This window comes from Microcoleus sp. POL10_C6 (assembly GCF_036701585.1).
Taxonomy (GTDB): Bacteria; Cyanobacteriota; Cyanobacteriia; order Cyanobacteriales; family Microcoleaceae; genus Microcoleus.
Window position 1 is genome coordinate 1 of sequence record NZ_JAUBRB010000001.1, and the last position, 11591, is coordinate 11591.

An 11591-nucleotide genomic window follows, 5' to 3' on the forward strand; every position below is an offset into this window, starting at 1 on the left:
CGACACCAGAGGTAACACCAACTCCCACGCCAATTTCGACACCAGAGGTAACACCAACTCCCACGCCAATTTCGACACCAGAGGTAACACCAACTCCCACGCCAATTTCGACAGCAACTCCTACACCAGAGGTAACATCAACTCCCACTCCAATTCCTATAACAACTCCTACACCTACACCGACACAGACGCCAATTCCTCTAGCAGATCCGACACCAATTCCTACAGCAACTCCTACCCCAGAGGTAACACCACCTCCCACACCTACACCAGCGGTAACGCCTGACTCAACTTGTTTTTGCGATCGCATTCCTCGCCCCGATCTCAATCAACCCAATGCCACCGATAATGTAATTAATGGCAATCCTAATATCCGAATAGGCACTAACCAAAATGATGCTTATTATGGCAACAATTCCTCTAGCTTTTTTGATGCTTTGCCAGGGGATGATAACTTATTTGCTGATGACGAAGGCGACACACTGAATGGCAATGAAGGTAATGATTTTATTGTCGGTGGTACTGGCAATGATTACCTCTTGGGTGGCAAAGATAATGATATTATTCTCGGTGGACAAGGGGAAGATGTAATTCGGGGAAATCAAGGGAATGATTCTCTGAATGGGCGAGAAGGAAATGACCTGATTTATGGCGATGCTGGTAATGATTTTATTCAGGGTGGCAAAGAAAATGATACCTTATACGGGGGCAAAGACAATGATATTCTACTGGGGGAACAAGCACAGGATTTATTGTTAGGACAAGAGGGAAATGATACCCTGTGTGGAGGCAGTGAGAATGATACACTCCTTGGAGGCAAAGGAAATGATATTTTGTCTGGGGTTGGTGGATTTGATAGTTTACTAGGGGGGGTAGGAAATGATATATTTGTCTTGTGTCCTGAAGTGGAATTTAATCTAATTGCAGATTTTACTAAGGGGGAAGATGCGATCGGATTGTCAGGAGGATTCACGTTTGAGCAGTTGCAGATTACACAGGGAAATGATGGAACATTGCTGACGATTAAGCAAAGTGGAAGAACACTTGCGAATCTTGTGGGTGTTAATGCTTCGCTAATTACTGCTCAAGATTTTCTCTTAGTTTAAGATAGCGAATTCTAAGGCTCGCGAATTAAATAATTTACACAAGGAAAGTGGGGTGTCCTGCCCGCCCTTTTTGGACGGGCGGGACGCCCATCCCACAATCACAATTAAAATGGTAAGTTATTTAATTCACGATCCTTAAGTTAGTAATTCATTAGACCTTTGGCAAAAATAATTAGGACGGGCAAGATGCCCATCCCACAAGAAAAAATAACTCTTGTGGGATGGGCCGGAGAGCCCGTCCCATCAATTGATGAAAAGGATTTTTGCAAGAGGTCTACTATCTAAAATTTGGAGATGTTCCAATTCCCCATTAAAACCCCAGAAATCATTTTCGGCTCCCCTCTCGTATTTTTGCCCGTATCATACCCTAATTCAGCAACGCCATTATATCAAGTAGGGAAACGGCACTGCCGTGTCCAAGGCGTGTCTTAGCATTAAACCCGCAGTCCCCGATTAATTTCAACCCCTGCCAAAATGCGGAATTAACCGCCTGCAACTAATAAGAATTAAAAAAAACTAACACTTTTGGAAGATGCCACAATATTTATCTATGATCAAAATATAGACATTTGTCTAAACAGGGCATTAAACCATTTCATAAGTGGCGAAATATTCTAATCAATACCAAAAAAACCATGCAATTTTTGCCCAAAACACTCCCCGAAATTCAACCTGAAATCCTACCAGTTAACGAATCACCGCCAGAACTTGTTACTTTCGATGTCGGCGGGATGAAATGTGCCGGCTGCGCTAAAGCTGTGGAACGCCAACTCATGCAGTATTCAGGCGTAATTTCAGCTTGCGTTAACTTGGCCGTAGAAGTCGCGACTGTTGAGTGTCAACCGGGGACTGTCGATGCAGAGGCTTTAGCGAAAAAGTTGACTGATAATGGATTTCCCTCTCAGTCTCGTTCTGGTGAAAATCAGCAGGAAGCAGAAGCGGCAACAATTGAACGGCGGGGGCAAGAAATTCGACAGCAAATCAAGCAATTGACGATCGCCCTAATCCTAATTATTCTATCCGGTTTAGGTCACGTACTCGGCACACAAGCCCCAATTCTCAGCAATATTTGGTTTCACTGGGGACTCGCCACCCTAGCTTTGGTGGTACCTGGCCGCCCGATTATCGTTGACGGGTGCCGCAGTTTGTGGCGAAATGCACCCAACATGAATACTTTGGTAGCTTTAGGCGCTGTCACAGCTTACACCGCTAGCAACGCGGCGCTGCTGTTTCCAAGGATGGGATGGGAGTGCTTTTTTGACGAACCGGTGATGCTTCTGGGCTTTATTTTGTTGGGCAAAACTCTCGAACAGCAAGCCAGACGCCGCGCTGCATCTGCTTTGCAAGCTTTAATCGCATTGCAACCGGCGAAAGCCCGCTTAGTTGATTTTAAACTTTCGACTTTAGATGTGCGATCGGAAGAATTGCCTTTAAACTCGACATCAGAGGTATACGATCCACAATACATTGAAATTCCTGCCGATCGCGTCCGAGTCGGAGAATGGCTGCAAGTTTTACCAGGGGAAAAAATTCCGGTAGACGGTGAAATTAGCGAAGGCAAAACAACGATAGATGAGTCGATGCTGACTGGCGAATCGATGCCGGTTTTGAAGCAACCAGGAGATACAGTTGCCGCCGGAACTATCAATAAATCCGGGGCAGTTGTGATGCGCGCAACTCGCACCGGTAAGGAAACAACTGTAGCTCAAATGGTGGCTTTGGTGCAGGCAGCCCAAACTCGCAAAGCGCCGATTCAAAATTTAGCTGATACTGTGGCGGGATATTTTGTCTATGGGGTAATGGCGATATCGGTTTTAACTTTCCTATTTTGGTATTTTGCCGGGACTCATATTTGGCCTTCTGTGCTTTTAGGACACGGGGCAATGGATATGGGACACGGGGCAATGAATATGGGAAATGAATTGCCTATTATCCATTATCAATCGCCTTTGCTCTTAAGTTTGAAATTGGCGATCGCAGTTTTAGTTATTGCTTGTCCTTGCGCTTTGGGACTGGCTACCCCAACTGCAATTTTAGTTGGTTCTGGCATCGGGGCGGAGCGCGGGCTTTTAATTCGCGGTGGTGATGTTTTAGAACGGGTGCATCAATTAGATACGGTGGTTTTTGACAAGACTGGCACTCTGACAACCGGAAATCTCACACTCACAGATTATTTGCCAGTTTTCCAGAATTTGGAGTGGGATTTGAACTCAGATATTCATGTTGGCAACAAACAAGATGTTTGTTCCACAATTGATGGAGTTTCTGGCACAGTTGACTCAAAACTGCTGCAAATTGCGGCGGCGGTGGAAAGGGGCGCTTGTCATCCCATCGCCGCAGCGATTTTGCAGGAAGCTCAACAGCAAGGTTTGCCGCTGCTAGCTGCTGAGGATTTCTGCACGGAACCGGGATTCGGGGTTTCGGCTTTGGTGGAGGGCCGGCGGGTGTTCGCAGGCAATGCTGAGTGGATGAAGCAGCAGGGGGTCGCTGTGGCGACGGAATTGTCGGAGTCTTTGCAAGGCAAAACGGCGGTTTACGTGGCTTCTGGGGGCGTTTTGCTGGGGGTAATCGGGCTAAAAGATACTCTGAGGCCGGATGCTAAGGCTGCGGTGGAACGTTTGCGGGGCATGGGATTGCGGGTGATGATGCTGACGGGGGATACGGCGTCTGCGGCGGCGGTGACGGCGCAGCAGCTAGGTTTGGCGGCGGCTGATGTTTTGGCCGAGGTGCGGCCGGAGGGGAAGGCGAGGGCGATCGCAAGTTTGCAAGCTCAAGGCTGTAAAGTGGCTGTGGTGGGGGATGGCATCAATGATGCGCCGGCTTTGGCTCAAGCTGATGTCGGTATCGGTTTGCACTGTGGCACTGATGTCGCTGTTGAGACTGCTCAAATTGTGTTGATGCGAAATGCTTTGATGGATGTTGTTGAGTCGATCGAGCTGGGGCGCGCTACTTTTAATAAGATTCGCCAAAATTTATTTTGGGCTTTTGGTTACAATACTCTGGGAATTCCCGTTGCAGCGGGTATCTTGCTGCCTGCAACCGGAATTCTACTCAGTCCTGCGGCGGCGGGAGCATTTATGGCGTTTAGTTCTGTTAGCGTTGTGACAAATTCTTTGTTTTTGCGTCGGGGATTTCGAGCTTAAATTTAGGGATGACAGATAAATGTCGGAGGTCATCGGTCATTAGTTAGTAATTAATGACTGATGACCTCATACCAAGAGGGAAACAAACCCCTCACACCAGGAGTCGAGAGCCAAGAAGTTTCCACGTTAGTTAGAACCCCCTGATTCATCTGTAGAGTCAAGCGAAAATCTCACACCTCAAATTGACTGACTGATGGCTACAGTGCCATACTTTCCAAAAGTCGCCAGTTATTGTTGTTCATAATTGAACGACTCACTAGCTCGAACATTTGACGGCAGTGGTTGTTGGTTTGCAGGGGCAGTTCTTCGTTTTTAATCACGAAGTTCATGCGAACCTCTGAGTCGCTGGCCGTGTTTTTCTCAATTAGGACTTCTGCGGTGACAAGTTTGGCAAGGGAAACTTGACCGGGAAGTTCGCGAGCCATGACGGAATCTCCTGTATTGTAGATAATATCAAGATTGCATGACTCTAAAATTTCAATCAGGGATTGACGGAGACGGTCGATCGGAACGGCAACGATAAAAAAACCAGTATAGCGAGCCATAGACAACTCCAGCCGTGAGGCATTTAGACTTTATTATCATACCGAACATAGAACAGATGAACAGAACAATATGGATTTATTTTATTCAGGTGGAAAGTTAGGGCAATGAAGGGCAAACTTATCGTGTTTGAGGGGGTTGAAGGTGCCGGTAAAACTACGCAAATGCAGCGCTTGATACAGTTCCTGCAAGCAAGTTGCTTTCTGAGTGTCCGCTTGGTGGCTACTCGCGAACCGGGGGGTACTGAGCTGGGAAGGGGACTGCGACATTTGTTGCTGAAACAAGATGGGGGCGAATCTGTATCCGATCGAGCAGAATTACTCATGTATGCTGCCGATCGCGCTCAACACGTCGAAACTGTTCTCAAACCAGAGTTATTGAAAGGAACGATTGTTTTATGCGATCGCTTTACTGACTCTACGATTGCTTATCAGGGCTACGGCCGCGGTCTTAAGCTTAATTTAATTAAGCAGTTGAATGACATTGCCACCGGAGGCTTGGAAAGCGATCTGACTTTGTGGCTGGATATTAATGTGGAGGCGGGTTTGGCGCGGGTAAGGGCCCGGGGAGGGTGCGATCGGATCGAGCAAGCTGATTTGAAGTTTCACCGCCTTGTGCAGCAAGGTTTTGCGGAGTTAGCCGAGGCAAATAAATCTCGAATTGTCCGGATAAATGCCGATCGGCCTGAATATGAAGTCGCTCAGGAAATTCAAACTATTGTAACTCGCAGGTTAGAAGCTTGGGGATATTTAAATAATATCAATTCTGAAAAGTAAGCTTACATAGATAGCCAGAAACCGGGTTTTTTACGAAATATTTGCTAAAAATCCTCAAGTTCGAGGAAAAACCCGGTTTCTTCGTTGTAAGTAACTCACCATAGGGTAGCGAGCAGGGCAAAATTCTTGAATAGGTAGTCATTACATTCAGCGCCCCTGACAAGCGAATTTCAAAGGTGGTACCCGCCACGTGATTTATCCGTAGAATCAATCCCAAATCTCAAATCGAAAATCCTCAAGCCCCCGCATTTATCCGTGGGGTCGCCTCTAAAATCTAAAATCTAAAATCTCAAATCGATTGACGCACCCTACAATAACTTCCTTCTGTCAACTGTCAACTGTCAACTGTCAACTGTCAACTGTCAACTGTCACATGAATTATTTCACATCCTTAATCGGACAAGAGCGACCAGTAGAATTGCTAACACAAGCAGTCGAGCGAAACCGAATTGCTCCTGGTTATTTATTTGTCGGCTCTAACGGCATCGGCAAAAGTTTAGCTGCTCAATGTTTCATCGAGCTTTTATTCTCAGCCAATCTTCCCGAAACCAGACTCATAGCCTCGGTACAAAATCGCGTGCAGCAGCGAAATCATCCAGACTTACTTTGGGTAGAACCCACTTACATGAACCAAGGCAAACGGCTTACACCAAAGGAAGCAGAGGAAGCCGGTTTAAAGCGGAAAGCACCACCACAAATTCGTTTAGAACAAGTTCGAGAAATCGGTGATTTTCTCAGCCGACCGCCGCTAGAAGCTGCGCGTTCTGTCGTAGTTTTGGAACAAGCAGAAACAATGGGCGAGGGAGCCGCTAACGGCTTGTTGAAGACATTGGAAGAACCGGGAAAAGCAGCCCTAATCTTAATTGCTCCGACAGTGGAAGCTTTGCTGCCAACTTTGATTTCCCGTTGCCAAAAAATCCAGTTTTCTAGGCTGAATGGCGAAGCAATGGCACAAGTTTTGCAGCAAGCGGGATTCTCGCAGATTTTGGATCATTCCGAGGTACTGGGGATGGCTCAGGGTAGTCCTGGGGAGGCAATTGCTATTTGGCAGCAACTGCAATCAATACCCGAGGATTTGCTGCAAAAGGTGAAGCAGTTGCCTCAAAATCTGCGGTCTGCTTTGGAATTGGCCAAGGAAATTGATAAAACTTTAGATACTGAATCTCAGTTGTGGCTAATCGATTATTTACAACACTGTTACTGGCAGCAATTTTTGGCAGGGGGAATTAGTCGATCGCCCTTAGAACCCTTGGAGAAAGCACGACAATATTTGCTAAACTACGTACAGCCGCGATTAGTTTGGGAATGCACACTGATGGGAATATGTCAAGCATAATTTATTGCCAAGTTTGAACCCAATACGATGAGTAACACGATGGAAAAAGCCACATTTGCCGCCGGTTGTTTTTGGGGAGTTGAACACAAGTTTCGCGCCGTTGCGGGTGTCGTCTCAACGGCTGCGGGCTATACAGGAGGTCACTGGCCCAATCCTTGCTACCTCGATGTTTGCGCCAGAGTGACTGGTCACGCTGAATCTGTGCTGATAGAGTACGATCGATCGCAGGTGAGTTACGAAGCACTGCTAGATGTATTCTGGAACTGTCACGATCCTACCCAAATCAATCGCCAAGGCCCCGACAGAGGCGAACAGTACAGGTCTGTGATTTTTTATCACAATTCCGAACAAGAAAAAGCCGCTCGTCTCTCCAAAAACAAATTGCAAAGTTCCGGTAAATACGACAAAGATATTGCCACCGAAATCAAACCTGCTAGTGAATTTTATATGGCAGAGGATTACCACCAGCAATATATTGAGAAGAAGCGGCTTTCGTCAGAAGTTATTAGTTAACAAGTAGGCAGACGCGACAAAAAAATAAAATATCTTAGGGGCGGGTAAGGCAATAATATATACTAGCCACAGTTTATTATTAATGCAAAACTCGGCTTCCCCCACGCCATGTTTATTTCCACCTACTCAATAATAAATCATTAGTAATGAGATAGTGTTTGGTAGGATTAATCCCCCTGTGGTAAGCCGATGCGATGGGGATCGGCACCAATCTCAGCTTTGACAATTGCTAAAAGAATATAGATGCGGGGCGGGGAATGCCAGTCTGAAGAGAATTGATCGCGTTTTAAACAGCTTGTTACGGAAGTCATAATTTTATAATAAAAATGCTGTATTAGTTGGGCGGGTAATACCGAAACAATTTTGCAAGAAAGTCTAACTAAAAATTGGGCATTTCTGTTTGAATTCTCTTGAGGAAATTCCACTTTTTGCGTCCCGGACTGTAGTCATTAGTCAGAGGATATAAGGAAAAGGGAAGAATATCTAGTTTTGCAGTCTTGCCTGTTTATTTGCTAAGCTAGAGGTGGCGCTCTGTAACCAATAAACCTTAGATTTATGCACAGGTTATTAACTGGAAAACTGCGAGTAGAGTATTTAACAATACCCATCGCCAATCTTCCAGCAAATCTATCCGGTACTAAAATTGTACAGCTTACAGACTTTCACTATGACGGGGTGCGACTGTCGGAATGGTTGCTAGAAGAGGCGATTGCAGCAGCCAATGAAGCCGAACCAGACCTGATTTTTTTAACTGGTGACTTTATTAGCTATGACCCCGCACCTATTTACGGCTTAGTGCAGCGATTGAAAAACTTGCAAAGTCGGGTGGGAATTTACGCGGTTTTGGGCAATCATGACCACTATTGGCCGGAGGCAAAAAGAGAGGTTACTAAGGCTTTAAATAGCGTCGGAATTCGGGTTTTGTACAACGAAGCAATCTATCCTTTGGGCTCTGAATTGGCTTTAGTTGGGTTAGCAGATTTTTGGTCGGGCGATTTTGCGCCTAAACCTGTAATGACATCCCTAAATCCCGCGATTCCTCGGATTGTTTTGTCTCACAATCCTGATACTGCTGAAAAGCTGCAAAATTGGCGGATTGATTTGCAGTTTTCTGGGCACACTCACGGTGGTCAAATTGTTATTCCTGGTATCGGCCCTTTGTACGCTTGGGTCAGAAAAATTGGCTATTTTATTCCTAAACGAATCCGAAAGTTCATTCCTTTTGTGTCGGCTTGGGATCGAGTAGTTACTCACTGGGAATGGGCTAGCGGTTTGCATCGGGTTGGGAGTAATTTGCTGTACGTGAATCGCGGTTTGGGGACTTATGCGCCGGGAAGGCTATTTTGTCCGCCGGAGGTGACAGTAATTACTTTGGTTTGTCAAGATACGTAAAGGCTTGTGTAGGGTGCATACTTTCCCGATAAAGGAAGAAGGAAGAGGGAAGAGGGAAGAGGGAAGAAGGATTTTTGTACAATTTCTATGATTTTTAATTGGCTTCTCCAAAGCGATAGCCTCTGCCGTAGACTGTGTGAATTAGCACCGATTCGCCCGGGGCTTCTATTTTGCGGCGCAGCAGGCGAATTTGAGCGGCTAATACATTGCTGCTGGGTTTTTCTGTTTCACTCCACAAATACTGGTGGATTTGTTCGTGTGTTAGCAATTGACCGGTATGGCGCATTAAGTATTCTAATAACTGACATTCTTTTTCTGATAAGTCAATTGTACGATCACCCCGATAAGCTAATTGATTGTCGTAGTCTAGCTGTAAATCTGCAACTTGCAGCCGCCCGACAGCAACCTCGGCATCAAAAGTAGGAGGCCGCCGCAGCAAGGCGCGGACTCTGGCTAGCAGTTCTCGCAGTTCAAAAGGTTTGACTAAATAGTCGTCTGCACCGGCGTCGAGTCCTTGTACGCGATCGTCTACGGTATCTTTGGCGGTGAGAAATAGCACTGGCGTACTCCTTCCTTGCGATCGCAACTTCTGGCAAATTGCCAGTCCGGTTTGTCTCGGCAGCATCCAATCCAAAATTAGCAAATCGTAATTGCCCTGCATTGCTAAATTGCTGCCACTTGCTCCGTCAAATGCCACATCAACTGTATAACCTTCGCGGCTTAAGACTCGACTCAAAGGGTCAGTTAACTCAACTTCATCATCAACTAAAAGAATCCGCATCCTGATTTCAAATTTGAGATTTGAGATTTTAGGTTAAGTAAACTGATTTTTCCTAGATTTTAATGTGTGGAATACTTTCCGTTTCGCTGTAAGCTGCTGCTACCCATTCCTGGATGGCAGGCAAGAACAAAATCGCATCCGCATAAGCTTTTGTTACTGAATCTAATTTAACTCCGTAGGTGACAAAACGCATCACAACGGGGGCAAACATAGCGTCAACAATTGTGAATTTTCCGAACAGCATATTACCACCTGTTCCGAATTTTTGACGGCATTCGCGCCAAATGGAAAAGATGCGATCGATCTCTGCTTCTACACCGGGAGTCATCCCTTCTCCCGGATAGCGGTTGCGGCAGTCCATCGGCATATTTTCGCGCAAATTTGAGAAGCCCGCGTGCATTTCGGCGCAGATGGAACGGGCGATCGCCCGTTGGGCTACATCTGTGGGCCACAAATCATGTGCAAAGCGTTCTGCAACGTATTCGCAAATTGCTAAAGATTCCCACACTTTCAGATCGCCGTCGATTAAAACTGGCACTTTTCCCGAAGGAGAATAGCGCCGAATTTCCTCATGCGTTGTCGGCCAGTCTAAGGGGATTCTCACCTCGGCAAATTCCAGTCCAGCTTGTTTCATCGCCAGCCAAGCGCGCAGCGACCAAGAGGAATAATTTTTGTTGCCGATTACCAGAGTCAATTTGGTCATAATGTAGCTGTTAGCTATTTCCGATCGCCCGTGCAATTTTAAGTTTTAGAGTTGAATATACAAAAGCGTGACACACAATGGCGATCAGGCGATCGGCTCGTTGTCTGCACCAGTCTCTGCAAGCATTTTACATTAACAGCCTCCCAGCGTTCCGCGTTTTTCTGCAAACTGCGATCGGGGGGCGCGATCGAACACGCTGGATTTCATATGAGATGAGAAGCCTCTGTCCCTGGGGATTCTGGCGTGGTTAGCGCTAGGTACAGCTACTGTATAGTCCATTTCGTCCCTCTCTACACCACCGCCTGAGAGGATTTCATCTACTGTAATCTTTTTCAGGGAATCGGGGTCTACACTGTGAAAATTCCCGTCAAATTCTTGATTGTTTTCCATACCGACCGCCCTTGAAAAACGTGACGAAATAAAAACTTACTAAATATAATATATACCCAAACAAAGGATAGAGCAATACCCGAAATTTATTTTTCCCTAGGAACTCTATGTGTTATTCTGAGTTTGGTAAAAGCTGTTTATGCTTAGGCCGCGCTCTCCCCCTTCCAAAATTAAGAAATTTACCCTCTAAAAATTGACATGATTACTGTTGCACTTCCCAAAGGCGGATTGTTAGGAGATAGCATTCGGCTGTTTAAATCGGTTGGATTAGACTTCAGTGCTTTTCTCGATTCATCTAACCGACAACTTCAAATATATGACCCGACAGGCACTGCCAAAGCTTTGCTAGTAAGGACGCATGACGTGCCGGTTTATGTGGAATACGGTCAAGCGGATTTGGGGATTGCTGGCTATGATGTTTTGCGGGAAAAAAAGCCGAAAGTTGCTAATTTAATTGATTTAAAGTTTGGCAAATGTCGGCTGTCGGTGGCGGTGAAGGAATCTAGTTCTTATCGACGAACTGTGGATTTGCCTCCTCACGGTAGAGTTGCTTCTAAGTTCGTACACTGTGCCAGGGAATATTTCCACAATTTGAATTTGCCGGTGGAAATTGTGCCGCTTTACGGTTCTGTGGAATTGGGGCCGATTACGGGTATGTCGGAGGCAATTGTGGATTTGGTTTCGACTGGCAAAACTTTGCGGGAAAATGGTTTGGTGGAAATTGATGTTTTGTTTGAAAGTTCCGCTTATTTGATCGGTCATCCTCTGAGTTACCGTTTGAATGCGGGGGGGGTGAATGAGTTGATCGGGAAGTTGAGAGAGCAAGTTTTGACGACTGTTTGATGCGAACTCCAATTACAGTAGACTTATTGCATAAATCCTTCATTGATAGGGAAACCATAGACGCA

General features: G+C 45.9%; 11 protein-coding genes. 7 read left to right on the top strand and 4 right to left on the bottom strand.

All coding sequences use genetic code 11. From position 1 onward, the window contains the following. Together QUA34_RS00005 and QUA34_RS00010 are read left to right on the top strand one after the other, a co-directional pair. Positions 1-1106 (top strand): calcium-binding protein (locus QUA34_RS00005; protein ID WP_333332621.1); only part of this gene is annotated, 1106 nt, incomplete at its 5' end. Positions 1107-1741: 635 nt separating this feature from the next. Beyond that, entirely contained in the window at positions 1742-4249 is a 2508-nt protein-coding gene (locus QUA34_RS00010) for a heavy metal translocating P-type ATPase (protein WP_333332619.1), read from the top strand. Between the two features lie 197 nt (positions 4250-4446). Here the strand turns inward: QUA34_RS00010 and QUA34_RS00015 are convergent, their stop codons facing one another. Next, the gene (locus tag QUA34_RS00015; RefSeq protein WP_333066630.1) at positions 4447-4794 is read right to left on the bottom strand and encodes a hypothetical protein; all 348 of its coding nucleotides are present in this window, start codon (positions 4792-4794) and stop codon (positions 4447-4449) included. A 105-nt stretch (positions 4795-4899) separates the two neighbouring features. Here QUA34_RS00015 and tmk point away from each other — a divergent pair, with 105 nt between their 5' ends. From tmk to QUA34_RS00035, 4 genes are all read left to right on the top strand, one after another. Continuing rightward, positions 4900-5568 carry a dTMP kinase gene (gene tmk, locus QUA34_RS00020; RefSeq protein WP_333383077.1) on the top strand — a complete coding sequence of 223 codons (669 nt, stop codon included), beginning with the start codon at positions 4900-4902 and terminating at the stop codon, positions 5566-5568. 373 nt (positions 5569-5941) lie between these two features. Then, positions 5942-6904 (top strand): DNA polymerase III subunit delta', encoded by a 963-nt coding sequence (locus QUA34_RS00025; RefSeq protein ID WP_333332627.1) that lies wholly within the window; start codon positions 5942-5944, stop codon positions 6902-6904. Between the two features lie 39 nt (positions 6905-6943). After that, the gene (msrA, locus tag QUA34_RS00030) at positions 6944-7417 is read left to right on the top strand and encodes a peptide-methionine (S)-S-oxide reductase MsrA (RefSeq protein ID WP_333383080.1); all 474 of its coding nucleotides are present in this window, start codon (positions 6944-6946) and stop codon (positions 7415-7417) included. A gap of 555 nt (positions 7418-7972) precedes the next feature. Next, positions 7973-8809 carry a metallophosphoesterase gene (locus tag QUA34_RS00035; RefSeq protein ID WP_333323997.1) on the top strand — a complete coding sequence of 279 codons (837 nt, stop codon included), beginning with the start codon at positions 7973-7975 and terminating at the stop codon, positions 8807-8809. A gap of 94 nt (positions 8810-8903) precedes the next feature. On the opposite strand, the gene rppA is transcribed toward QUA34_RS00035, so the two are convergent. From rppA to QUA34_RS00050, 3 genes are all read right to left on the bottom strand, one after another. Continuing rightward, entirely contained in the window at positions 8904-9590 is a 687-nt protein-coding gene (rppA, locus tag QUA34_RS00040) for a two-component system response regulator RppA (protein WP_333323995.1), read from the bottom strand. Between the two features lie 52 nt (positions 9591-9642). After that, positions 9643-10293: a glutathione S-transferase family protein gene (locus QUA34_RS00045; RefSeq protein ID WP_333323993.1), complete on the bottom strand. Its 651-nt coding sequence runs from the start codon at positions 10291-10293 to the stop codon at positions 9643-9645. Between the two features lie 132 nt (positions 10294-10425). Continuing rightward, positions 10426-10683 carry a hypothetical protein gene (locus tag QUA34_RS00050; RefSeq protein ID WP_333323991.1) on the bottom strand — a complete coding sequence of 86 codons (258 nt, stop codon included), beginning with the start codon at positions 10681-10683 and terminating at the stop codon, positions 10426-10428. Between the two features lie 198 nt (positions 10684-10881). On the opposite strand from QUA34_RS00050, the gene hisG reads away from it, so the two are divergent. Then, on the top strand, positions 10882-11526 hold the full coding sequence (gene hisG / locus QUA34_RS00055) for an ATP phosphoribosyltransferase (protein ID WP_333076539.1): 645 nt from the start codon (positions 10882-10884) through the stop codon (positions 11524-11526). Positions 11527-11591: the final 65 nt, after the last annotated feature.

Bases quoted from the DNA above. Each gene is read 5' to 3' on its own strand.
- QUA34_RS00015 (WP_333066630.1), bottom strand. From the start codon at position 4,794: ATGGCTCGCTATACTGGTTTTTTTATCGTTGCCGTTCCGATCGACCGT.
- QUA34_RS00025 (WP_333332627.1), top strand. From the start codon at position 5,942: ATGAATTATTTCACATCCTTAATCGGACAAGAGCGACCAGTAGAATTG.
- QUA34_RS00045 (WP_333323993.1), bottom strand. From the start codon at position 10,293: ATGACCAAATTGACTCTGGTAATCGGCAACAAAAATTATTCCTCTTGG.
- hisG (WP_333076539.1), top strand. From the start codon at position 10,882: ATGATTACTGTTGCACTTCCCAAAGGCGGATTGTTAGGAGATAGCATT.
- QUA34_RS00010 (WP_333332619.1), top strand. From the start codon at position 1,742: ATGCAATTTTTGCCCAAAACACTCCCCGAAATTCAACCTGAAATCCTA.
- tmk (WP_333383077.1), top strand. From the start codon at position 4,900: ATGAAGGGCAAACTTATCGTGTTTGAGGGGGTTGAAGGTGCCGGTAAA.
- rppA (WP_333323995.1), bottom strand. From the start codon at position 9,590: ATGCGGATTCTTTTAGTTGATGATGAAGTTGAGTTAACTGACCCTTTG.
- QUA34_RS00035 (WP_333323997.1), top strand. From the start codon at position 7,973: ATGCACAGGTTATTAACTGGAAAACTGCGAGTAGAGTATTTAACAATA.
- QUA34_RS00050 (WP_333323991.1), bottom strand. From the start codon at position 10,683: ATGGAAAACAATCAAGAATTTGACGGGAATTTTCACAGTGTAGACCCC.
- msrA (WP_333383080.1), top strand. From the start codon at position 6,944: ATGGAAAAAGCCACATTTGCCGCCGGTTGTTTTTGGGGAGTTGAACAC.